The organism is Bradyrhizobium sp. BRP56 (assembly GCF_020194035.1).
Lineage (GTDB): Bacteria > Pseudomonadota > Alphaproteobacteria > Rhizobiales > Xanthobacteraceae > Bradyrhizobium > Bradyrhizobium australafricanum.
In genome coordinates this window covers 11,845-32,765 of sequence record NZ_JADYVV010000033.1, presented here as the reverse complement: position 1 = coordinate 32,765, position 20,921 = coordinate 11,845, and the positions used below count along the sequence as shown (strand labels likewise).

Annotated in this window: 24 protein-coding genes and 1 tRNA gene; 13 read left to right on the top strand and 12 right to left on the bottom strand. The window is 64.8% G+C overall.

Going from position 1 to position 20,921, the window contains the following annotated elements; translation table 11 throughout:
• Positions 1-9: 9 nt before the first annotated feature.
• From I6F38_RS22940 to I6F38_RS22920, 5 genes are all read right to left on the bottom strand, one after another.
• Positions 10-636 (bottom strand): ATP-dependent Clp protease proteolytic subunit, encoded by a 627-nt coding sequence (locus I6F38_RS22940; protein ID WP_225161895.1) that lies wholly within the window; start codon positions 634-636, stop codon positions 10-12.
• 52 nt (positions 637-688) lie between these two features.
• Positions 689-1,045: a hypothetical protein gene (locus tag I6F38_RS22935; RefSeq protein WP_225161894.1), complete on the bottom strand. Its 357-nt coding sequence runs from the start codon at positions 1,043-1,045 to the stop codon at positions 689-691.
• Positions 1,042-1,356: a metalloregulator ArsR/SmtB family transcription factor gene (locus tag I6F38_RS22930; RefSeq protein WP_016841428.1), complete on the bottom strand. Its 315-nt coding sequence runs from the start codon at positions 1,354-1,356 to the stop codon at positions 1,042-1,044. Before I6F38_RS22930 ends, I6F38_RS22935 begins: the two co-directional genes overlap by 4 nt.
• A gap of 178 nt (positions 1,357-1,534) precedes the next feature.
• A complete protein-coding gene (locus I6F38_RS22925) occupies positions 1,535-2,854 on the bottom strand; it encodes an ammonium transporter (protein WP_225161933.1) in 1,320 nt (439 codons plus the stop codon).
• A gap of 147 nt (positions 2,855-3,001) precedes the next feature.
• Positions 3,002-3,340: a P-II family nitrogen regulator gene (locus I6F38_RS22920; RefSeq protein ID WP_028335836.1), complete on the bottom strand. Its 339-nt coding sequence runs from the start codon at positions 3,338-3,340 to the stop codon at positions 3,002-3,004.
• Between the two features lie 330 nt (positions 3,341-3,670).
• Here I6F38_RS22920 and I6F38_RS22915 point away from each other — a divergent pair, with 330 nt between their 5' ends.
• Complete coding sequence (locus tag I6F38_RS22915; protein WP_225161893.1) at positions 3,671-4,561, top strand: DUF4339 domain-containing protein; 891 nt, start codon at positions 3,671-3,673, stop codon at positions 4,559-4,561.
• Between the two features lie 43 nt (positions 4,562-4,604).
• On the opposite strand, the gene tesB is transcribed toward I6F38_RS22915, so the two are convergent.
• Positions 4,605-5,468 (bottom strand): acyl-CoA thioesterase II, encoded by an 864-nt coding sequence (gene tesB, locus I6F38_RS22910; RefSeq protein ID WP_016841424.1) that lies wholly within the window; start codon positions 5,466-5,468, stop codon positions 4,605-4,607.
• 117 nt (positions 5,469-5,585) lie between these two features.
• Here tesB and I6F38_RS22905 point away from each other — a divergent pair, with 117 nt between their 5' ends.
• Positions 5,586-6,806 (top strand): ubiquinone biosynthesis hydroxylase, encoded by a 1,221-nt coding sequence (locus I6F38_RS22905; protein WP_225161892.1) that lies wholly within the window; start codon positions 5,586-5,588, stop codon positions 6,804-6,806.
• A gap of 146 nt (positions 6,807-6,952) precedes the next feature.
• On the opposite strand, the gene I6F38_RS22900 is transcribed toward I6F38_RS22905, so the two are convergent.
• The gene (locus I6F38_RS22900) at positions 6,953-7,150 is read right to left on the bottom strand and encodes a Trm112 family protein (RefSeq protein WP_018269337.1); all 198 of its coding nucleotides are present in this window, start codon (positions 7,148-7,150) and stop codon (positions 6,953-6,955) included.
• A gap of 46 nt (positions 7,151-7,196) precedes the next feature.
• Entirely contained in the window at positions 7,197-7,733 is a 537-nt protein-coding gene (locus tag I6F38_RS22895) for a TetR/AcrR family transcriptional regulator (RefSeq protein ID WP_225161891.1), read from the bottom strand.
• A gap of 94 nt (positions 7,734-7,827) precedes the next feature.
• Here I6F38_RS22895 and I6F38_RS22890 point away from each other — a divergent pair, with 94 nt between their 5' ends.
• From I6F38_RS22890 to I6F38_RS22865, 6 genes are all read left to right on the top strand, one after another.
• On the top strand, positions 7,828-8,178 hold the full coding sequence (locus tag I6F38_RS22890; protein ID WP_092081260.1) for a hypothetical protein: 351 nt from the start codon (positions 7,828-7,830) through the stop codon (positions 8,176-8,178).
• Between the two features lie 11 nt (positions 8,179-8,189).
• Positions 8,190-8,996, top strand: coding sequence for a crotonase/enoyl-CoA hydratase family protein (locus I6F38_RS22885; protein WP_225161890.1), 807 nt, complete (start codon positions 8,190-8,192; stop codon positions 8,994-8,996).
• Positions 8,993-9,415, top strand: coding sequence for a PaaI family thioesterase (locus I6F38_RS22880; protein WP_225161889.1), 423 nt, complete (start codon positions 8,993-8,995; stop codon positions 9,413-9,415). The genes I6F38_RS22885 and I6F38_RS22880 overlap by 4 nt, the downstream gene beginning before the upstream one ends.
• Before the next feature lie 161 nt (positions 9,416-9,576).
• Positions 9,577-12,111: an EAL domain-containing protein gene (locus I6F38_RS22875; RefSeq protein WP_225161888.1), complete on the top strand. Its 2,535-nt coding sequence runs from the start codon at positions 9,577-9,579 to the stop codon at positions 12,109-12,111.
• A 220-nt stretch (positions 12,112-12,331) separates the two neighbouring features.
• Positions 12,332-12,628 carry a PepSY domain-containing protein gene (locus tag I6F38_RS22870; protein ID WP_092081268.1) on the top strand — a complete coding sequence of 99 codons (297 nt, stop codon included), beginning with the start codon at positions 12,332-12,334 and terminating at the stop codon, positions 12,626-12,628.
• A 10-nt stretch (positions 12,629-12,638) separates the two neighbouring features.
• Positions 12,639-13,193 carry a cytochrome b/b6 domain-containing protein gene (locus I6F38_RS22865; RefSeq protein ID WP_225161887.1) on the top strand — a complete coding sequence of 185 codons (555 nt, stop codon included), beginning with the start codon at positions 12,639-12,641 and terminating at the stop codon, positions 13,191-13,193.
• Between the two features lie 69 nt (positions 13,194-13,262).
• Here the strand turns inward: I6F38_RS22865 and I6F38_RS22860 are convergent, their stop codons facing one another.
• Complete coding sequence (locus I6F38_RS22860; protein WP_028335846.1) at positions 13,263-13,937, bottom strand: LON peptidase substrate-binding domain-containing protein; 675 nt, start codon at positions 13,935-13,937, stop codon at positions 13,263-13,265.
• A 30-nt stretch (positions 13,938-13,967) separates the two neighbouring features.
• On the bottom strand, positions 13,968-14,888 hold the full coding sequence (gene trxA / locus I6F38_RS22855; RefSeq protein ID WP_069279107.1) for a thioredoxin: 921 nt from the start codon (positions 14,886-14,888) through the stop codon (positions 13,968-13,970).
• 221 nt (positions 14,889-15,109) lie between these two features.
• On the opposite strand from trxA, the gene I6F38_RS22850 reads away from it, so the two are divergent.
• From I6F38_RS22850 to I6F38_RS22830, 5 genes are all read left to right on the top strand, one after another.
• Positions 15,110-15,601, top strand: a complete 492-nt coding sequence (locus I6F38_RS22850) for an SRPBCC family protein (RefSeq protein WP_225161886.1) — start codon at positions 15,110-15,112, stop codon at positions 15,599-15,601.
• Between the two features lie 160 nt (positions 15,602-15,761).
• Positions 15,762-15,836 (top strand) — tRNA-Gly (locus I6F38_RS22845).
• A gap of 301 nt (positions 15,837-16,137) precedes the next feature.
• On the top strand, positions 16,138-16,770 hold the full coding sequence (locus I6F38_RS22840) for a DUF2865 domain-containing protein (protein WP_225161885.1): 633 nt from the start codon (positions 16,138-16,140) through the stop codon (positions 16,768-16,770).
• Positions 16,771-17,038: 268 nt separating this feature from the next.
• A complete protein-coding gene (locus tag I6F38_RS22835) occupies positions 17,039-18,316 on the top strand; it encodes a PQQ-dependent sugar dehydrogenase (RefSeq protein WP_225161884.1) in 1,278 nt (425 codons plus the stop codon).
• Between the two features lie 194 nt (positions 18,317-18,510).
• Positions 18,511-19,092, top strand: coding sequence for a c-type cytochrome (locus I6F38_RS22830; protein WP_225161883.1), 582 nt, complete (start codon positions 18,511-18,513; stop codon positions 19,090-19,092).
• Between the two features lie 105 nt (positions 19,093-19,197).
• On the opposite strand, the gene panE is transcribed toward I6F38_RS22830, so the two are convergent.
• Entirely contained in the window at positions 19,198-20,118 is a 921-nt protein-coding gene (gene panE / locus I6F38_RS22825) for a 2-dehydropantoate 2-reductase (protein WP_225161882.1), read from the bottom strand.
• 111 nt (positions 20,119-20,229) lie between these two features.
• On the bottom strand, positions 20,230-20,835 hold the full coding sequence (locus I6F38_RS22820) for a 2-hydroxychromene-2-carboxylate isomerase (protein WP_038382800.1): 606 nt from the start codon (positions 20,833-20,835) through the stop codon (positions 20,230-20,232).
• Between the last annotated feature and the right edge of the window lie 86 nt (positions 20,836-20,921).

Below are 20,921 nucleotides of genomic sequence, written 5' to 3'. Positions count from 1 at the left end.
CGACGAAGATCAGCGCGGCACCGGATCATGTTTTTCGACGGCGTCGCGTTCGGCGAAGACCTTGTCGATCAATCCCCATTCGAGCGCCTGCTGCGCGGACATGAAGTGATCGCGATCCAGGGTCCGTTCCACGTCGGCTTCGGTGCGCCCGCAGTGCTGCGCATAGAGCCGGGTGATGCGCCGCTTGGTCTCCTGCATCTCGGTGGCATGGATCAGGATGTCGGACGCCTGGCCCTGGAAACCGCCGAGCGGCTGATGCACGTGGAGGCTCGCATTCGGCAGCGCGGCGCGGTGACCGGGCTCGCCGGCCATCAAGAGGAACGACCCCATCGAGCGCGCCGTGCCCATGCACAGCGTGTGCACCGGCGCCTTGATGAACTGCATGGTGTCGTACATCGCAAGCCCGCTGGTGATCACGCCGCCATAGGAGTTGATGTAGAGGTTGATCGGCTTGTTGGGGTTGTCGGCTTCGAGGAACAGCAACTGCGCGCAGACCAGTCCGGACATCGCATCATTGACCTCGCCGTTCAGGAAGATGATGCGCTCGCGCAGCAGCCTGGAATAGATGTCGAAGGAACGTTCGCCGCGGCTCGACTGTTCGACGACCATAGGGACGAGTTGCATCATGTCGCGCATCGGCGACCTCCATTGCTGCAGGTGATGAAGTCTCGGTAGGTGAGGTTGGGGATCAGGCCGCGCGCATCATTGTGCGGTTGTTGCTGTTGGCCGGTTGCGGCTGCTTTCCCCTGATGTCGCATGCTTGCTGGATGATGCGAAAGCGGGTGCCGCCTGCCTCGTTCGGCTCGATCCGGAAGGTGACATGGCTTTCGCGAAACGGCGGCTCGGACTCGCGCAGCCGGAAGCGCACCTCTTCGCCAGCGATCGATGACAGGGGTTCAGCGTCCGCGAGATCGCAATCCGGGAGCCAGCGTTCGCGCAGGGCCGGAATGGTCACCGCGCGCCAGACTTTTTCAGGCGGTGCATCGAGCTCGTATTCGAGCACCAGGTCGGCGTCGGCATGATCAGGCTCAACTGTGTCGCTCATTGATCCATGTCCTTCAGCAGATCGGAGAGCGCTTCGATGCGCTTCGGCCAATAGGCGCGGTAGCGGGCAAGCCAGGTCCCGATGCTGGCGATGCCGTCCGGGTCGACCTCATAATTCACGAAGCGGCCCTGTCGCTGCTCGCGCACCAGCCCTGCCGCGCGCAGCACCGCCAGATGCTGCGACATCGCCGGTTGGCTGATCTCAAGTCCGTCGCGCAAGGCGCTGGCGTTCAGGCTGCCGCCGGCCAGCTTCTCAAAGACCTTGCGGCGGGTCGGATCGGCCAGCGCCTTGAAGATGTCGGTGTCGACCATGACGACACATAAGCATACACTTATGTGTCGTGCAAGCCCGAACCTTGCTCGCGCCGTACTTCGTGACGTCGCGGCGCTCGGGTCCTTTGCATGGGGTTGTTTTACAAATTCGCCCTCGCGGTGGCCGGTGTCGTCGTCCTGGCCCCGTGAGTCCGGCTGCCACCGCCGCCTCGGCTACTTACTGCAGCGCCTCGCCATGCTGGGAGATGTCGAGACCTTCGAGCTCCTGCTGCATCGAGACGCGCAGTGGGACGAAGGCGCTGACCAGCTTGAGCAGCACGAAGGTGACTCCGCCGCACCAGACAAAGGTGACCGCGACGCCGTAGAGCTGGATCAGCAGCTGCTTCGGATTGCCCTCGAGCAGGCCGGACGTGCCGCCGATTGCCGAGGCCGCGAATACGCCGGCAAGCAGCGTGCCGGTCAGGCCGCCGATGCCGTGCACGCCGAACACGTCGAGCGAGTCGTCATACTTGAAGCGATGCTTCAGCCAGGTGCAGGCCCAGAAGCAGACCAGGCCGGCAATGATGCCGATGACGACGCCGTGCCACGGCGCGACGAAGCCGGATGCCGGGGTGATGGTGCCGAGTCCCGCGACCGCACCCGAGATCATGCCGAGCACCGACGGCTTGCGGCGCGTCGCCCATTCGATCGCGCCCCAGGTCAGCGCGCCGGCGCAGGCCGCAAGATGGGTGGCGGTGATCGCCATCACCGCGCGCGAATTGGCCGCGAGCGCCGAACCGCCGTTGAAGCCGAACCAGCCGACCCAGAGCAGGCCGGTGCCGACCACCGCGAGCGACAGATCGAACGGCGAAAGATTGTCATGGCCATAGCCGTGGCGGTTGCCCATCACCTTGGCCGCGACCAGGCCGCTGATGCCGGCGGAGAGATGCACCACAAGACCGCCGGCGAAATCCAGCACGCCCGCTGAGGCGAGGAAGCCGCCGCCCCACACCCAATGCGCCAGCGGCACATAGGCGAAGATGAACCAGCCGATCGAGAACAGCACATAGGCGGAGAACCGCATGCGGTCGGCGACCGAGCCTGCGACCAGCGCCACCGTGATGATCGCGAACGTCATCTGGTACAGCATGAACAGCGCTTCGGGGATGGTCTTCGCCGCCGGATTGATGCTGTCCATGGTGATGCCGGCCAGGAACCAGCGATCGAGCGAGCCGAGCCAAGGACCGTCGCCGACGAAGCTCAGCGAATAGCCGAAGGTGACCCAGAGGATCGAGACGAGCGCAACGGCGGTGAGGCTCTGCGCCATCGTCGCCAGCACGTTCTTCTTGCGCACCATGCCGGAGTAGAACAGCGCCAGTCCGGGGATCGTCATCATCAGCACCAGCGCGGTGGCGACGATCATCCAGGCGGTGTCGGCGGCGTTGACGCCGGAGTTGGATGCCGAGTCTTGCGCGAAAGCCGGTGCGGCTTGCGCGAACAGGATTGCAGCAGTGATCGGCGCAGCTGATATCGCTGCACGAAGAGCTCGTGCCCCCATCATCATTCCCCGGCGGTCGTCGTTTCTTGGTGTGCGGTTGTGGCGTGCGCCGGCGTCGTTGCCGGCGATGATCTCGATCGTTTTGTTTGGGCATGATCTCCGCGCAAACGCTTTCCGCGTTTGTCGCGAAGGATCAGGCTCCAGGGTTCAGAGCGCGTCGTTGTCGGTCTCGCCGGTGCGGATGCGCAGCGCATGATCGATCGGCGTCACGAAGATCTTGCCGTCGCCGATCTGGCCGGTGCGGGCGTGCTCGGTGATGACGCTGACCGCCTTGTCGGCGAGCTCGGTATCGACGGCGATCTCGATCCGAAGCTTGGGCAGGAAGTTCACGACATATTCGGCGCCGCGATAGATCTCGGTGTGGCCCTTCTGGCGGCCATAGCCCTTCACCTCGGTCACCGTCATGCCGTGGACGCCGATCGCGGTCAGCGCCTGGCGCACCTCATCGAGCTTGAACGGTTTGATGATCGCGACGACGAGTTTCATGGTTCAGGCCTTCATTCCCTTGAGGTTTTCCGTGTGCGCCCCTCCCGGAGCGGCACTTGCCGTCCCGCGAGCCGGCACCTGCTGCCTCCCGGAGCGGCAATTTGCCATCCCCGAGCGGCACTTCGCGTCCGCCAAATCTGGCAGCTTTCTGGGCAAATGGCATAAAAAACTTGCAGGTTGAAGCGGAAAACATGCGCAGCGCGTGTGCTCCCTCACTGTACGGAATGGAAACGCTCGGCCACAATGTGGCTTTCCCGCCCCGGCCAGCGCTCTTGCTGGTTCGTTTCGCCTATCGCGTGTCCCTGTGCGCGCGCCCCGAGGAAACAAGAAATGTCGAACCGAAACTGGTTTTATGCATCCGAAGGCCAGCAAAAGGGCCCCCTGCCTGAAACCCAGCTCCGCGACCTGATCACCCGGGGCACGGTGGGGGCCGACACCCTGGTGTGGACCGAGGGCATGGCCGGCTGGCAGAAGGCCGGGGAGATTCCGGGCCTCGTCCCGAGCGCCGGCGCGCCGCCGGCATTTCCGCAGGCCGGCGGACCGCCGCCGGTGGTGGCGTCCGGAAGCTATAGCGGCGGCACGCTGTCCGCCGACTTCCCAATCTGGGGCCTGTTCGGCCGCAGCCTCCTGATGTTCATCGGCCAGATTCTCGTCATCCCGGCGCCGTGGACCGCGACCGGCCTGTACCGCTTTGCGATCCCCTATATCCGCGTGCCGGGCCGGCCGCATTTCGCCTTCACCGGACAGCCGCTCGACATCTGGTGGGTCTTCATCGTGCTCGGCCTTCTGACCTATGCCGGCGCGGCCAACAGCAACATCGTGACGCTGCTCTCGCTGCTGTTGCAGGGCTTCCTGAGCTGGATGATCGTGCGCTGGATCATCGGCCATCTCAGCTCGAGCGGCCAGGACCTGCCGATCTCGTTCAAGGGCAGCCCGGTCGCCTATGTCGGCTGGTACGTGGCGATGGTGGTCTCGGCCATCACCATCATCGGCTGGGCCTGGGTGCTGACCGCCTGGATGCGCTGGATCTGCCGCAACATCGACGGCACGCGCCGCGAGGTCAGCTTCAATGCGTCCGGCATCGAGGTGCTGTGGCGAACCATCGTGTTCACCATCGCCTGCGGCTTCCTGATCCCGATTCCGTGGGTGCTGCGCTGGTACGGCAACTGGTTCGTCTCGCAATTCGCGCTGACCGAGCGCGGTGCCTACGCCGGCCAGTAAGCGCGACCGCATCGTGCCGACCGGCTCCGTTCGAGCGTGAGCGCTACGCCTTTCGCTCGCGCACCGATCCTTCTTGTGCGACGGACGCCACCAGCGTGCCGTCGGGCTTGAAGATCAGGCCGCGTGTCAGGCCGCGGCCCGACTGCGCGCTCGGCGAATCCTGCGCGTAGAGCAGCCATTCGTCGGCGCGGAACGGGCGGTGAAACCACATCGCGTGATCGAGGCTCGCAGGCATCATGCGCTTGTCGAACAGCGTGCGGCCGTAGCGCGCCATCACGGCATCGAGCAGCGAGAAATCCGACGCATAGGCGAGCGCGCACAGATGCAGCGCGGGATCGTCGGGCAGCTTGGCCGCGGTGCGGATCCAGACATGGATGCGGCCGTCGTCGATCTTCTGGCCGAAATAACGGCCGAGCTCGACCGGGCGCAGCTCGATCGGCCGGTCGCTCTCGTAATAGCGGCGGATGAACTCCGGCATCTCCTTGAACATCGGCTGCTTCGACACTTCCTCCGCGGTCAGCTTCTCCGGCGGCGGCACGTCGGGCATCTTCTCCTGATGATTGAAGTTGCTCTCTTCCTCGGCATGGAACGAGACCATGATGGAAAAGATCGCGTTGCCGTGCTGGATCGCGGTGACGCGGCGGGTGGTGTAGCTCTTGCCGTCGCGCAGCCGCTCGACCTGGTAGATGATCGGGATCTGCGGATCGCCGGGCAGAATGAAGTAGCAATGGATCGAGTGCGGCAGGCGGCCCTCGACGGTGCGGCAGGCCGCCACCATCGCCTGGCCGATCACCTGGCCGCCGAACACGCGCTGCCAGCTCGTCTTCGGGCTGTTGCCGCGGAACAAATTCACCTCGAGCTGCTCGAGATCGAGGATGGACAGCAGGTCGATCAGGCTCTTGGACATGGATAGGCCCCGGAATGACGATTGGGGCTGTTAGCCGCCCTTGTTTCTAAACTCTGTTTCGCCCAGCTAATATCAGGTAGCAAGTCTCCTTTGATGGCGTAATCGAGTAAGGATCGCATGCCGGCACAGCGAAGTATTGTCATCTGCGGGGGCGCATTTGCAGGGTTGGCGCTGGCGGTGGCGCTGCGCCAAGGGCTTGGGCCCGACATCCCGGTCATCGTGGCCGATCCGGCGCTGAGCCAGCGCCCGAGCCGCGATCCGCGCGCGACCGCGATCGTGGCGGCCTGCCGGCGGCTGTTCGAGACCCTCGGCGTCTGGGGCCAGGTGGCGCCGACGGCGCAGCCGATCACGGATATGGTCGTGACCGACTCCAAGCTGGAGGACGCGACGCGCCCGGTATTCCTGACCTTCGCCGGCAATGTCGCGCCCGGCGAGCCGTTCGCCCATATGGTCGAGAACCGCTATTTGATCGATGCGCTTGCGAGCCGTGCCGAGGCGGAGGGCGTCGAGCTGCACGCCGCCGCGGTGTCGAGCTTCGCGTCGCGGCCCGACGGCGTCAGCGTTACGCTGGCCGACGGCACCGTGATCGATGCGAGCCTGCTGGTTGCCGCCGACGGCGCGCGCTCGAAGCTGCGCGAGCGCGCCGGGATTGCGACCCATGGCTGGGACTATAACCAGTCCGGCATCGTGGTCACGGTCGGGCACGAGCGCGAACATCACGGCCGCGCCGAGGAGCATTTCCTGCCCGCCGGGCCGTTCGCGATCCTGCCGCTGACCGGCAATCGCTCGTCGCTGGTGTGGACCGAGACGCGCAACGATGCCGCGCGCATTGTCGCCTTGAACGAAGAGCAATTCCACGCCGAGCTCGAGCAGCGCTTCGGCCTGCATCTCGGCGAGATCAAGCCGCTCGACAAGCCGCGCGCCTTCCCGCTCGGCTATTTCGTCGCGCGCTCGTTCATCGCCGAACGGCTGGCGCTGATCGGCGACGCCGCGCATGTGATCCATCCGATCGCGGGGCAGGGGCTCAATATGGGCCTGAAGGATGTCGCTGCGCTCGCCGAGGTCGTGGTCGATGCGGCGCGGCTCGGCATGGACCTCGGCCAGGCCGACGTGCTCGAGCGCTACCAGCGCTGGCGGCGCTTCGACACGATGGCGATGGGCGTCGCCACCAACTCGCTGAACTTCCTGTTCTCCAACGAATCGACACTGCTGCGCACCGTGCGCGACATTGGCCTCGGGCTCGTCGATCGCGCGCCGCCATTGAAGGAGATGTTCATCCGCCAAGCGGCGGGACTGTCAGGCGAGGTGCCGCGGCTGCTGAAGGGCGAGGCGCTGTAGCGGTTGCGGAGGTTCCGTAGCCCGGATGAAGCCAACGGGTCGCGCGAATGCGCGCCCGATGACAGGCTCCGCGAAATCCGGGGCAGACTATCCGCGGTGAGACTTCCCCGGATTTCGCTGCGCTCCATCCGGGCTACGCGCTGACATCAATCGATCTTCCTCGCCTCTTCCGGCAGCATGATCGGGATGCCGTCGCGGATCGGGTAAGCGAGCTTGGCCGAGCGCGAGATCAGCTCCTGCCGCGCGGCGTCAAATTCCAGCGGTCCCTTGGTGATCGGGCACACCAGGATTTCCAGCAGTTTTGGGTCGGCGGTGCTCTCGAGATGATCGGTCGTGGAATTCATGGGAGTCTCCGGCTCGCCGTGATGTAGCACATCCAAATGTCAGCTGTCAGCGCTTGGCCATCCGCAGCAGTTCGTCGATCGCGGCCTGCTGACGCGGCTTCGGCAGCGCCTGCTCGGACAGCGCGTAGCCGATGAAGGCCCAGTAGAAGATCTGCGCGCGGCCGCGCGCCACGTCGTCCGGGAATCCGGCCTGCCGCAGCAGGGTTTCGATATAGCCGATCCGGCGCTGGTCGACCTCGAGTACGGCGGCGCGCGCCGCGGCATCGGCGGTGGCCCAGCTGCGCACCGCGCGTTCCAGCGCCAGCCGCGCCGAGAAGGCGCGGCGCAGCAACAGCGCCAGCGCGTCGCCGCCTTGCGGAATGGTCTCGAGCTCGGCGATCACCTGCTCGGCCGCGACCTCGCGCCAATGGCTGAGGATCGCCGCGCGGTAGGCGCCGATGTCGGCGAAATGCCAGTAGAAGCTGCCGCGCGAGACGCCCATGGCCTTGGCCAGCGGCTCGGCCTTGAGCGCCGTGAAGCCGCGGCGCGCCAGCGTCTTCAGGCCCTGATCGAGCCAGTCCTTGACCGAGAGCTGTTCCGTCATGGTTCCCCGTCCGCGCTGCCTACCATACACAAGTGTATTGACAGGCGCCAGCGGCCGGTATCATATCCATACAGTAGTGTATGGAGGCATCGCGATGCGTGATCTTCTGCTGCAGGGCGCCGGCGTCATCGCCATTCTGGTCAGCCTGATCCATGGCGTGCTCGGCGAGACCAGGATATTCGCGCGCGCCACCGTCGAGCCGCCGCGGCTGCGGCTCTTGCTTCGCCTGGTCTATCAGGCCGGTACCGTCGCCTGGATCGGCGGCGGCGTGCTGCTGATCGCCGCGCCCGCGATGGCCTCCGATGCCGCGCGGCACTGGATCGTGGCGACGCTCGGCGTCGTGTTCGGCATCGCGGCGCTCGCCAACGCGGTGGCGACCCGCTTCCGCCACTTCGGCTGGATGGCGATGAGCGCCGTGGTGGCGCTCGCCGCCGCCGGCTACTAGCGAGGGCGATCATGACGACTGATCGCATCAGCCTCAGCATCGCCGATGGCGTCGCGGACGTCAGGCTCAACCGCCCGGACAAGCTCAATGCGCTCGATCCGGCGATGTTCGCCGCGATCGCCGAGATCGGTGCGCAGCTTGCGGACAACCGCAAGCTCCGCGCTGTGGTGCTCTCGGGCGAAGGGCAGGCCTTCTGCGCAGGCCTCGACATGGAGCGGCTGGTCGCAACGACGGAGGGCGAATCCATCCTGCCGTTCGCCGATCTCGGCCGGCGGACCCACGGCATTGCCAACTTTGCGCAGCATCTGGTGTGGCTCTGGCGCGAGCTGCCGGTGCCGGTGATCGCAGCCGTCCACGGCATCGCCTTCGGCGGCGGCTTCCAGCTGATGCTCGGTGCCGACATCAGATATCTCGCACCCGGCACGCGCCTTGCGATCATCGAAACCAAATGGGGGTTGGTGCCCGACATGGCCGGCACGCAGCTGATGCGTCATCTCGCGCGCGAGGATGTGGTCCGTGAACTCACCTACACCGCGCGCGTCTTCTCCGCGGAGGACGCGCTTGGTCATGGCTTCGCCACCCGGATCGTCGAACAGCCGCGCGAGGCCGCGCTGGAGACGGCGCGCGCGATCGCGGACCGCAGCCCGGATGCGATCCGCGCTGCCAAGCGGCTGCTCAATCTTGCAGCCGATCGCAATGCGGCAACCGGACTTGCAGCCGAAACGGCCGAACAGGCGCTTCTTCTTGGCTCGCCCAATCACATCGAGGCCGTCAGGGCGAATCTCGAACGGCGGCTCCCGCAATGGAGTTTTACATGACGACTGGCCCGGGCTTCGATCTCGAACGTCTCGTTGCGACCAATGCGTCGGCGGCCTTCAATCGGCTTGCCGGCTTCGAGATCGTCTCCACCGGCACCGGCACGGTGGAACTACGCATGCCTTGGCGCGACGATCTCACCCAATATGCGGGCCATCTGCACGCCGGCGTGATCGCGGCGCTGCTCGACACCGCCTGCGGCTTTGCCGCGGCGTCGATCGCAGGTTCCGTCACCGCATCGCATTTCTCGATGAATTGCCTGAAGCCCGCGCTGGGCCGCTGCTTCATCGCCAAAGGAACCACATTGCGTGCCGGACGCAGGCAGGTCTTCGCGCGCGCGGAACTTTTTGCGGAGAACGAGCAGGGTGAGACCTCGCTGGTTGCAACCGGTGAAACCGTGCTCGTTCCGCTGGCAGGCTGAGCCGCGCGGATCGCGCATGACTGTGAAATTTATGGAGCCATCAATTTCGGTGCGGAATCGGCTTACGCGCGGATAACCATGCCACTGAAAGTTGCAGAATATTATCGAGAAGACAATTCAATCAGCCTAGCCTGTGCGTACGGACAACCATGGACCGACGCATGTTTCGTGTTCTTACGTGCCTTTCAGGTGAGCATGACTGGCGGCTCGTTCTGCTCGCCGGACTGGTCTGCTTCGTTGCCAGTATTGTGGCCGTCAATATTTTTCATCGCGCAATTGCATCGCAGGCGAGGACGCGGCTGATCTGGATTGCGATCGCGGGAGCCGCGATCGGCTACGGCATCTGGGCAACGCATTTCATCGCCATGCTGGCCTACGAGCCGGGAATCCCGACCGGCTACGGTATCGTCCTCACCGCGCTGTCGCTCGCCGCGGCGATGATGCTGACATCCGGCGGCCTCGGCCTTGCCGCCAGCGACTCCAGCCGCTGGCGCGCGCCGGTCGGCGGCGCCGTGATCGGAGCCGGGATCGCCAGCATGCACTATCTTGGGATGTGGGCGCTGGAGGTGCCGGGCCACGTGGTCTGGTCGCTCGATCTCGTGGCGGCCTCCGTCGTGCTCGGCATGCTGTTCGGCTACGCCGCGCTGGCGATCGCGGTCCGCCGTCAGGACCGCTGGATGTCGCTCGTCGCTGCGCTGCTGTTGACGCTTGCGATCGTGTCGCATCATTTCACCGCGATGGGCGCGGTCGAGATCGTTCCGGATCCGTTGCTGGCTCCGGCGGCCCTGTCGCTCTCGCCTGCCTTCCTCGCCATCGTGATCGCCGGCGTGGCGCTGTCGGTGCTCGGGATGAGCCTGGTCGGCGTGCTCGCGGATCGCCGGCTGGCGCTTCGCACCCGCCGCTTCGAGGAGATCATCAGCCAGCTTTCGTCGGCGCGACAGCAGGTCGAGGCGTCGCAGAAGGAGCTGGAGGAGCAGAGGTTCCGGCTGGATACGGCGATCAACCACATGGGCGAGGGCCTCTGCATGTTCGATGCGGAGAAGCGCCTCGTCGTCTGCAACGATCGCTACGCCAAGATGTACCGGTTGCCGCCGGAATTGCTGCTGCCCGGCACGGCCCATCGCGCGATCATCAGGCATCGCATCGCCAACGGCATTCTCAAGGGCGAGACCAGCGACAGCGCCGCGACGCAGGTGCTCGCGACACTGAACGCGCTCCCGGCCGGCGAGATCAACAGCCGGGTCGACGAGCTCGCCGACGGCCGGCTGATCTGCGTGACGCGGCAGCCGATGCCCGGCGGCGGCTGGGTGGCGACGCATCGCGACGTCACCGAGCAGCGGCGCTCCGAGGCCAAGATCACCTATATGGCGCAGCATGACGCGCTGACCGATCTGCCGAATCGCGTGCTGCTCAAGGAATGGATGGAGCGCGCGCTGTCCGGTGCCCGGTGCGGCGGACCGAGTCTTGCGGTGCTGATGCTCGATCTCGACCGCTTCAAGGACGTCAACGACACGCTCGGGCATCCGGCGGGCGATGCGCTGCTGAAGTCGGTGGCCGCGCGCTTGCGCAGATCCGTCAGTGATACGACGCTGGTTGCGCGGCTCGGCGGCGACGAGTTCGCGGTGATCGACTATGTCAGCGATCCGGTCACGGAAGCGGGCCTGCTCGCCGAGAAGATCAGGAAGGCGCTCAGCGAGCCGATCGATCTCGGCGACCATCGGGTGACCACCACGACCAGCATCGGCATTGCGATCGCACCGCGCGACGGCACCGATTCGGACGAGGTGCTGCGCAGCGCCGATCTCGCGCTTTACTCGGCCAAGGGCGGCGGGCGCGGCTCGTTCCGCTTCTTCGAGCCGGAGCTCGATCGGCTGCTGCAGGCCCGCCGCGGCCTCGAGCGCGACATGCGCAGTGCGCTCGCCAATGGCGAGTTCGAGCTGCACTATCAGCCGTTCATCCACGTCGCGAGCGGGGAGACCTGCGGCTTCGAGGCGCTGCTCCGCTGGCACCATCCGCAACGCGGCATGGTATCTCCGGCGCAGTTCATTCCGCTGGCGGAGGAGACCGGACTGATCGTGCCGCTGGGGGAATGGGTGCTGCGCACCGCGTGTGCGGAGGCCGCCAAATGGCCCGACAACCTCAAGATCGCGATCAACCTGTCGCCTGTGCAGTTCAGGAGTCCGGAGTTGGTCCCGGTGATCGTGCACGCGCTGGCGAGTGCCGGAATTTCGCCGGAGCGCCTCGAGCTCGAGGTCACCGAAACGGCCATCATTCAGGACAGCGAAGCGGTGTTTACCGCGCTCAGCCAACTGCACGATCTCGGGGTGCGGATCGCGCTCGACGACTTCGGCACCGGCTACTCGTCGCTGAGCTTTCTGCAGAAGTTTCCGTTCGACAAGGTCAAGATCGACCGCAGCTTCGTGTCCGAACTCTCGGGAGCAACCGACGAGTCGCGCCGGATCGCGCGCGCGATCGTGCGCTTTGCCGTCAGCCTCGGCAAGACCACGACGGCCGAAGGCGTCGAAACCAGGGAGCAGCTCGACATCCTCCGCGCCGATGCCTGCGTGGAAGTGCAGGGCTTCCACTTCAGCCCGCCGGTGCAGAGCGAGAAGGTCGCGCAGATGATCGGCGGGCGAACCCCGGCAGCGGCCGAACGGCCTGCGGTTCGTCTCGCGATGGCGGGTGCCGCGTCCTGATCGAGGGCTGCGCCGGGCGCCCCGATACGCATGAGGCGTAAGGCCGCAGCACGCCGTCAAAACCAAACTGCGCGTGGAGCGCAAAGCGGTTTTCGCGACCGTTAGAATTCCTCTAAAGCCAGCCTCCGCGGCGCTTCCTTGACTTGGCAATCGCCTCAGCATTCTTCACGCATGTGCCCTGCGCGAAAGCGTTGTGGGTATGATTGTCAACGGAGGGGATATGCGCGTGAGAGTGATTTCGAGTGCTGCGCTTGCAGCATGCGTCCTTGGGAGCGTTCTTGGGTTGACCGGATCGGCGGCGTTCGCCGACGGCTACAAGAATTGCACCAAGCTCGACAAGGCGTCGTGGAAGCCGGCAAGCGAGGCCGAAGCCAAGGCCAAGGCGCTCGGCTACGAGGTGCGCCGGTCGAAAATCGAGGGCTCCTGCTACGAGGTGTACGGCGTCAAGGAAGGCAAGCTCTACGAGCTGTTCTACAGCCCGGAAGACCTCAGCCTGAAGCACACGATCGCGAAGTGAAGCAGGCGCGATGACGGAGGCGGCGCCGGGCGCCCGCGGCGCGACCAGCGTGCAGGTCTGGGACCTGCCGCTGCGGCTGTGGCACTGGGCGCTCGCCATCCTCGTCCTGGTCGCCTGGGTGACGCCCAGCACCTATGACCGAGTGCACCGGCTGGCGGGTTATTCGGTGATCGGGCTGCTGGCGTTCCGGCTGATCTGGGGCTTTGCCGGCACGCGCTACGCGCGTTTCGCCAGGCTCGGCGTTCGCCTGCGCGCGGCGCCGCGCTACATCTGGAATCTCCGCCGCGGCATCACCGGGCGCTATATCGGGCTCAATCCGGCGGGCACCGTGATGCTGGTGGCGCTGCTGTTCCTGCTTGCGATCTCGACAATCACGGGCGTGATGGAGGTCACCGTGACCTTCTTCGGTGTCTGGTGGGTCGAGGACACCCACGCCTATGCCTCCGATGCGGTCATGGTGCTGGTCGGGCTGCACGTGCTCGGCGTCGTCGTGGTCGGCTTGCTGCAGCGTCAGAACCTGGTGCGCGCGATGTTCACCGGCCGCAAGCAACTGCGCAATCGCTGATCGGCGGGAAGCTTTTTGGTCTGACGCGTTTTCTTCACGCGAGCCGGTAGCCGCTTCACTCGAAGAGCCTTACTGCACCGGCGGGTCGCCCGAGGTGCGCTTCTTGGCGAGGTCCATCTCGGTGACCGCGATCAGGATCTCGGCACGGGTCTTCAGGTCCGGCGCCTCGAGCATCGCCTGCTTCTCGGCCGGACCATAGGGCGACATCATCGCCAGCGCATTGACCAGCGCCTCGTTGGGCGCGGACTCGATACCTTCCCAGTCGACCTTCAGATTGTTGGCTTCCAGGAAATCGGCCAGCACTTCGAGCAGCGCCTTGCGGTCGACGGCCTCCTCGCCCTTGCGCGCGGTGAAGTCGCCGGCGAAGGAGAAGAAGTCGACCTTGCACTGCCGGTACGGCGTCTGCACGGTCAGCTCCTCGACCACCTTGAAGCGCGCGACGCCGGTCAGTTCGAGGATGTAACGGCCGTCGCCGGATTCGGCGAGCTGGGTGATGCGGCCGACGCAACCGATCCGGAACAGGACCGGCTTCGCCTCTTTCTGCGAATGCGTCACGTCGGGCTGGATCATGCCGATCAGGCGATGGCCGTCGCGCAGCGCGTCGTCGATCATTGCGAGATAGCGCGGCTCGAAGATGTTGAGCGGCATCTGGCCGCGCGGCAGCAGCAACGCGCCGGGCAGCGGGAACACCGGGATCACCTCCGGGAGCTCGCCGGGCCCGCGATATTCGGCATTGATCGGCATCTGCGGTCCCGCTGCTGTGACGGGCGTGCTTTACGAGAACAGGATGGTCGACAACCGCTTGCGCCCCTCGACGGTTGCCTCATCGGTGCCGCCCCACGCCTCGAAGAATTGCACCAGCTGCTTGCGCGCGCCGTCGTCGTTCCACTTGCGGTCACGCCTGACGATGGCGAGCAATTGCTCGGTCGCTTCCGTGCGCTTGCCCATCGCATTGAGCGCGGTGGCGAGATCGAATCGGGCCTGATGATCGAGCGGGTTTGCGGCGACTTTCTGTTCCAGCTCCGCGACCGGACCGACCGCTTCCGCCTGTTCGGCGAGATCGATCGCCGCCTGCACCGCCTTCACCGCGGCGTCGTTGCGCTTGGATTCCGGAACCATCGCCAGCGTCTGCTTGGCCTGCTCCATCGCACCCGACGTGACGTAGCACTTGGCGAGGCCGGCGAGGGCCGCGATGTTGGTGGCGTCGTGCGCCAGCACCTCGGCATAGATCTGCGCGGCCTGGGCGGCGTCGCCCTCGGCAAGCACGGCGTCGGCCTCGGCCAGGATCTCGGTGAGATTGGGCTCGCCGGCGGCCGGCACGCCCTTGGTGATCTTCTCGATGAAGGCGTTGACCTGGCTCTCGGGCACCGCGCCCATGAAGCCGTCGGCGGGCTGTCCGTTCACGAAGGCGATCACGGCCGGGATCGACTGGATGCCCATCTGGCCGGGGATCTGCGGATGCTCGTCGATGTTCATCTTGACCAGCTTGACCCGGCCCTTGGCGTTGCGAACCGCCTTTTCCAGGATCGGCGTGAGCTGGCGGCAGGGACCGCACCACGGCGCCCAGAAGTCGATCATGACCGGCTGACGGCGCGATTCCTCGATGACGTCCTTGACGAAGGTCTGGGTCGTCGTCTCCTTGATCAGATCGGGCGCTGCCTCGGGCGTGGGGCCGCCCTGCTCCATTATCGTCACGTTGTCCTCGCCTGCTTCTGAGGTCGGAAATCCGGGGGCGTTCTAGCACGCCCGGAACGGCACGTTCAGCCGTTCTGTCAGCTAGAGCATGATCCCGGAAAAGGGGGAACCGGTTTCCGGGATCATGCTCCGTAAATGGCAGTCAGCCAGCAAAATTCAATCGCTTGGCCGCCTGTCCCGTTCCATCGGAGATCGGGTGGGTTGGTGCCGCGGAACGGCCGATGATGGCGATCCTTCATGACAGCAGGGGAGCGCCCGTGGCAAAGGCCTATTACAGCACGGTGTTCGAGCAGCCGGCCGGCGAGGTCTGGAAAATCATCCGCGATTTCAACAATTACCCGGTCTGGGTCCAGGGCGCGGGGGCGAGCGAGATCGAGGACGGCAAATCCGGCAATAGCGTCGGGGCGGTGCGCAATGTGCTGTACCGGGGGCGGCGGATCCGGCAGCGGCTGCTCGCGCAGTCCGACGTCGAGCGCTTCCAGAGCTACGAATTCGTCGACACCCCGACCCTGCCGGTGACGGATTTCAGTGCGACCCTGCGGGTAACCCCGGTGATCGATGGCGACCGGGCCTTTATCGAATGGTGGGCCGTGTTCGATTGCGACCCGACCCGCCGCGTCGAGCTGGCGCAGACGCTGGCCGGCTGGTTCGAGACCTGGCTCGAATCGCTCCGGGACGAGATGGCCCTGAGGCCGGTTCCGGCGGAAATCTAAAAAGAAATCGGCGGCGCAGCCGGTTTCGGCCGATTCGGGGTCAGTTTTTAGAGAAACCGTGCGATTTCGTGAGGTTCGGACCGCGCTCTTGTGTTGCATTCACAGACAGCTTTTGGCATAGGTCTGCCGTTGCCGGCGAGCGATCGCCGCCATTTCGGATGCGGGTGTAGCTCAGTGGTAGAGCACGACCTTGCCAAGGTCGGGGTCGAGGGTTCGAGCCCCTTCGCCCGCTCCAAAACTTCTCGCTGACCGAGCTGACAGTCTGATGAAGGCCCGCTGATGAGGCCCGCCCGTTGGCGCGGGCTTTTTGCTGTCCGGCCCGAGGCCGCATCTCCAGGCCGCGATTGCGGGGTCAAGATGCCGCGGCCCGCCGTAGCGGTTTCCGGCTTTTGTTAACCGGCAAACGTTGCATTCTCAAAACTGATAGAAATCTGTGGTTGTGTTGGCGTTGGAATGTTGCGGTCGGTTTTGCCGGCGCGGCAAGCGCGTGAACGATGTCGATCAGTTGGAAGCCGGCTCCCGGGTTAAGTCGCCGCTTGGCTCGCGCAAATATTGCTGCGCTGGTCGTGCTGGTCGGCGTCTGGGCATGTTCGGGCGCATCAGCGCAGCAATTGCCGAGCGACTCGGCGTATGCCCCGGCGCCGAGCTTCTCTCCCATGCCTGGCTTTGGGCCGGCGCCTGACTTCGAGCCGGCCGAACGGCCGCGAGCGCGGGTCTACATCACGACGCGGTCGCACCGCGGCGGCCAGCAAAACTTCTGCGTCAGGACCTGCGACGGCCGCTTCTTTCCGCTGCCGCGCGTCAGCGTGACGGCGGACGTCAAGGCATGCGAGGCGGCCTGTCCCGCTGCCGAGGTGAAGCTGTACTCCGGCTCCGATATCGACAGCGCCAGAACCGAAGCGGGCGAGACCTACAAGGCGCTCGCCAATGCATTCCGCTTCCAGCGCGAGATGGTGCCGCAATGCTCCTGCAGCGCCGGCGCGTCCACCGGCCTGTCGCCGATTGCGATCGAGGACGACATGACGCTTCGGACCGGCGACATCATCGCCGCCGATGACGGCTTCAAGATCGCGGCGATCACGAGCGGGCAGCGCCGCAGCGTGTTGTTCAGGCCGCTGTCGAAGGCCAAGGCGCAAGCGCTCGGTCTGGCGCGCCTGTCGTCGCGATAGAGGCGATCACGAGCGTTAGCTTCATTCGAATATCACGCTGCGGTGCAGAATGCCTTGTTATCAGGCAGGCTGCTCAGGAAAATTTCGTCTCAAATATCGTCTCAACTAGTTTTGACGCAGCGCACACAGCTCCACGCGCTTTTCAGCCTCGATGGATGTGCTACCATTTTGCCGTCTGACCTACCTCACAGACCGCCACCATCATCTCTCAGGGCGTTCAAAATCAATAACAGGCAAGCTGCAACGGCTTGCGTAGGGGAGTGACGCGATGAAATCCGCTTTCAATCGATCAATACTTGCGTTCGCGGCGATCGCGCTGCTGGCGGGGACGACCTTCGCCAGTGCGCAGCAACAGACAGACAAGAATCGTGCGCTGAAGAAGTACGAATCGGGCACCAAGGAATTCTGGACCCATCCGCCGGATGACTGGTTCCTCGGCGACGAGACCGAAGCGCAGAAGGGCCTTGCCCCGCCGTCCGGTCCGCCGACCGGCGCGTCCGATTCCGAACTCGCGGCGATGATGAAGAAGATCAAGCTGCCGCCGGGCTTCAAGATCGAGGTCTATGCCTCGAACGTGCTCGCGGCGCGGCAGATGGCCTGGGGCGACAAGGGCACGCTGTTCGTCGGCTCGTTCGGGCTCGGCAACGTCTACGCGATCAAGGACAACAACGGCAAGAAAGAGGTCAAGACCATCCTCAAGGGCCTCAACATGCCGACCGGCCTCGCCTTCCGCGACGGCGCGCTCTACGTCATCGCGGTCGACAAGCTGATCAAGTACGACAATGCCGAAGCCAATCTCGACAATCTCGGCAGCGGCAAGGTGGTGTATGACGACATGCCGTCCTACGCGGCGCATGGCTGGAAATACATTGCCGTCGACAAGGAAGGCTGGTTCTACATTCCGTTCGGACCGCCCTTCAACATCGGCATCCCGCCGACCTCGGTGTCGCAGATCCGCCGCGTCGATCCGAAGACCGGCAACGCGGAGATCTGGGCGCTTGGCGTGCGCAACTCGGTCGGCGGCGACGTCGATCCGCGCACCGGCAAGTATTGGTTCACCGAGAATGCCCGCGACTGGATCAGCGACGATCTGCCGAGCGACAAGCTCAACATGATCTCGAAGATCGGCGAGCACTTCGGCTATCCCTATTGCCACCAGGGCAACCTGCCGGACACCAAGTTCGCGATGGGTCACAAGTGCTCGGAGTTCACCCCGCCGGTCTACAATCTCGGTGCGCACGTCGCGCCGCTCGGCATGAAGTTCTATACCGGCAGCCAGTTCCCGGCCGAGTACAAGAACAGCATCCTGATCGCCGAGCACGGCTCCTGGAACCGGCATAAGTACCAGGGCGGCCGCATCGTGAAGATCACCGCGAGTCCCGACGGCAAGAACGCCAAGCAGGAAATCTTCGCCGACGGCTGGATCGAGGGTGACCAGGGCTATCTCGGCCGTCCCGCCGACATCCTGCTCGACAAGGATGGCTCGATCCTCGTCGCCGACGACTGGGCCGGTGCGATCTATCGCATCAGCTACAGCAAGAAGTAACGGTTGAAACAATGCGGGGCTGCGGTGGCCGATCAGGGACCCGCAGCCCCGTTTACGTGGTTCGGCAAGCCCAACGACGGAACAGACTCGTCATGCCCGGACTTGATCCGGGCATCCATCCAAACAAAAACCCTTCTGCAAGCCAGATGGATTGCCGGGCCAAGCCCGGCAATGACACACGGAGAAAACTGGCAATGCGCGTTGTGACCCTCGGAGTTCTGCTCGCCTCGGCAATCGCGATGACTCCTCTTGCCAATGCCGCCGACGTCGCCGCCGGCAAGGCGAAGGCCGAACTCTGCGCCGCTTGTCACGGCGACAACGGCATCTCGCAGACCGAGAACATTCCCTCGCTCGCCGGCCAGCTCGACCAGTACGTTCAATGGCAGCTGGTGTTCTTCCGCGCCGGCGCGCGCAAGAACGAGCAGATGCAGCCGATCGTCGAGCAGCTCAACAACGACGACATCCGCAATCTCGGCGCTTATTTCGCGTCGTTGACGCCGTTCAAGGGCGGCAAGGACGACAATCCCGACTTGTCCGAAAAGGGCAAGCAGGCCGCCGCCGGCCGTCGCTGCGCCTCATGCCATGGCGATACGTTTGCCGGCACCAAGGCGGTGGCCCGCGTCGCCGGGCAGCGTGAGGAATATCTCGTCAAGGCGCTGCACGATTACAAGTCGGGCCAGCGCTCCGGCGGCGCCCAGGCCGCGATGGCCGATGTCGCCTATCCGCTGAGCGACGAGGAGATCACCGCGCTCGCGCATTATCTGGCGCATTTGTAGCCGCAAAAAAGTGCGTAGCCCGGATGGAGCGCAGCGCAATCCGGGGCGCTCTATTTGCCGCGAGATGATTCCCGGATTTCGCTCCGCTCCATCCGGGCTACAAGTTCACCCAGCCCGCTGCTTCTCATACGCCTTGAGATGCGTGTAGGCCGTGCGCAGCTTCGGCACCGGAATCTTGGCGGCGTCGGCGCGCACGATCAGGTCGCCGATCACGTGATCGGCCTCGACCGGCAGCCCCGCCTTGATGTCGCGGAACATCGATGCGGTCATCGGTGAGCCCTCGGTGGTCAGGAGCCCGCGGGTGCGCTGGAAGAACGGGCCGCCCGGGGCATGGCCGGCGTCGGCGGCGATCGCGCTGCATTCGTCGAGGATGCCGAGCAGGAAATCCTTGCCGCCGGGCGCGGCCAGGATGTTGCCGACCGAGGTCCGCATCAGGCTGGTGGAGGCGGCGAGCGAGGCCAGGAACACCCATTTCTCCCACATGTCCTGCATCACATGCTCGCTGGCGTTGGCGCCGTTGATCGCCGAGAAAGTTTCAGCGATCGCGCGCACCCGGTCCGACAGGCCGCCGGCGCGCTCGCCGAAGCCGAGCGACTGCATCGGCTGCAGCTGCACCACCTCGCGTTTCTCGTTCAGCGTCGCCGCGATCGCGCACAGACCGCCGAGTACATGCTGAGCGCCGAACGTCTTGTCGAGCGCATCGAGATGCAGCATGCCGTTGAGCAGCGGGATGATCGCGGTCTTGTCGCCGACGGCGGGCGCAAACGACTTGATCGCATCCTCGAGATCGAACGCCTTGCAGCTCAACAGCACGACGTCGAACTTGTCCGACAGCTTGTCGGCCTGCACGGTCGGCGGGTTGTTCAGCGTGACATCGCCGTTCGGGCTCTTGATCACGAGCCCGGCGGAGGCGAGCTCGGAAGCGCGACGAGGGCGCACCAGGAAGGTGACGTCGCGGCCGGCCTGAAGCATCCGGCCACCGAAATAACCGCCGATCGCACCGGCGCCGACCACGAGAACGCGCATGGGAATTTGTCCTTCTTTGTTGTTGCCCGAGGAGGCGAGCGAATAGGGAGTAGCGAATAGATAAGGATACTGTTCGACTATTCGCTACTCGCTATTGGCCATTCGCTCATCTCACTTTCCCGATACCATTTCCTCGACTTCGCGCAGCTGCTCCTTGCCGAAGAAGATCTCGTTGCCGACGAAAAAGGTCGGCGAGCCGAACGCGCCGCGCTCGACGGCGGATGAGGTATATTCGATCAGCTTGGCCTTCACATCCGCGTCCTGTGCGCGGGCGAACAGTTTTGCGGCGTCAAGGCCGGAGGAAGCGATGGCTTTGCCGGCGACCTCAGGATCGTCCATCTTCTTCGGCTCGACCCACATGTGGTGGAAGGCGGCCTCGATATACTTCTCGAACACGCCCTCAAACTGGGCGGCGACCGCCGCGCGCATCAGGTTCAGCGTATTGACCGGGAAAAACGGGTTCCAGGTGTATGGCTTGACGTTGAAGCGCTTGAGAAAGCGTTCGGTCTCGATCTTCTGAAACTCCGGCTTGTTCTTGACGCCCGCCAGCGTCTCGGCCGGCGACTTGTTGTTGGTGGCCTTGAAGATGCCGCCGAGCAGGATCGGGACATATTCGAACTTGACGCCGGTGCGTTTTTCGATCGCCGGGATCGCTTCATGGCTGAGGAAAGCGTTGGGGCTGCCGAAATCGAACAGGAATTGCGGATTTTGGCTCACGGCGGTCTCTCCCTCGGCCTGTCTAGTTTGGGCTTGTTTAGCATGGACCTGCTGTCGCAGGCGCCATCAGTAGAATATGATAGTCA

What these genes read in the sequence shown, in the direction of transcription:
- I6F38_RS22925 (WP_225161933.1), bottom strand. Translation starts at nt 2,854, where the DNA reads ATGGGGGCACGAGCTCTTCGTGCAGCGATATCAGCTGCGCCGATCACT.
- I6F38_RS22865 (WP_225161887.1), top strand. Translation starts at nt 12,639, where the DNA reads ATGACGGAGGCGGCGCCGGGCGCCCGCGGCGCGACCAGCGTGCAGGTC.
- I6F38_RS22835 (WP_225161884.1), top strand. Translation starts at nt 17,039, where the DNA reads ATGAAATCCGCTTTCAATCGATCAATACTTGCGTTCGCGGCGATCGCG.
- I6F38_RS22875 (WP_225161888.1), top strand. Translation starts at nt 9,577, where the DNA reads ATGTTTCGTGTTCTTACGTGCCTTTCAGGTGAGCATGACTGGCGGCTC.
- I6F38_RS22900 (WP_018269337.1), bottom strand. Translation starts at nt 7,150, where the DNA reads ATGAATTCCACGACCGATCATCTCGAGAGCACCGCCGACCCAAAACTG.
- I6F38_RS22880 (WP_225161889.1), top strand. Translation starts at nt 8,993, where the DNA reads ATGACGACTGGCCCGGGCTTCGATCTCGAACGTCTCGTTGCGACCAAT.
- I6F38_RS22885 (WP_225161890.1), top strand. Translation starts at nt 8,190, where the DNA reads ATGACGACTGATCGCATCAGCCTCAGCATCGCCGATGGCGTCGCGGAC.
- I6F38_RS22890 (WP_092081260.1), top strand. Translation starts at nt 7,828, where the DNA reads ATGCGTGATCTTCTGCTGCAGGGCGCCGGCGTCATCGCCATTCTGGTC.
- I6F38_RS22915 (WP_225161893.1), top strand. Translation starts at nt 3,671, where the DNA reads ATGTCGAACCGAAACTGGTTTTATGCATCCGAAGGCCAGCAAAAGGGC.
- I6F38_RS22935 (WP_225161894.1), bottom strand. Translation starts at nt 1,045, where the DNA reads ATGAGCGACACAGTTGAGCCTGATCATGCCGACGCCGACCTGGTGCTC.
- I6F38_RS22830 (WP_225161883.1), top strand. Translation starts at nt 18,511, where the DNA reads ATGCGCGTTGTGACCCTCGGAGTTCTGCTCGCCTCGGCAATCGCGATG.
- I6F38_RS22940 (WP_225161895.1), bottom strand. Translation starts at nt 636, where the DNA reads ATGCGCGACATGATGCAACTCGTCCCTATGGTCGTCGAACAGTCGAGC.
- I6F38_RS22895 (WP_225161891.1), bottom strand. Translation starts at nt 7,733, where the DNA reads ATGACGGAACAGCTCTCGGTCAAGGACTGGCTCGATCAGGGCCTGAAG.
- I6F38_RS22870 (WP_092081268.1), top strand. Translation starts at nt 12,332, where the DNA reads ATGCGCGTGAGAGTGATTTCGAGTGCTGCGCTTGCAGCATGCGTCCTT.
- I6F38_RS22860 (WP_028335846.1), bottom strand. Translation starts at nt 13,937, where the DNA reads ATGCCGATCAATGCCGAATATCGCGGGCCCGGCGAGCTCCCGGAGGTG.
- tesB (WP_016841424.1), bottom strand. Translation starts at nt 5,468, where the DNA reads ATGTCCAAGAGCCTGATCGACCTGCTGTCCATCCTCGATCTCGAGCAG.
- panE (WP_225161882.1), bottom strand. Translation starts at nt 20,118, where the DNA reads ATGCGCGTTCTCGTGGTCGGCGCCGGTGCGATCGGCGGTTATTTCGGT.
- I6F38_RS22930 (WP_016841428.1), bottom strand. Translation starts at nt 1,356, where the DNA reads ATGGTCGACACCGACATCTTCAAGGCGCTGGCCGATCCGACCCGCCGC.
- I6F38_RS22905 (WP_225161892.1), top strand. Translation starts at nt 5,586, where the DNA reads ATGCCGGCACAGCGAAGTATTGTCATCTGCGGGGGCGCATTTGCAGGG.
- I6F38_RS22850 (WP_225161886.1), top strand. Translation starts at nt 15,110, where the DNA reads ATGATGGCGATCCTTCATGACAGCAGGGGAGCGCCCGTGGCAAAGGCC.
- I6F38_RS22920 (WP_028335836.1), bottom strand. Translation starts at nt 3,340, where the DNA reads ATGAAACTCGTCGTCGCGATCATCAAACCGTTCAAGCTCGATGAGGTG.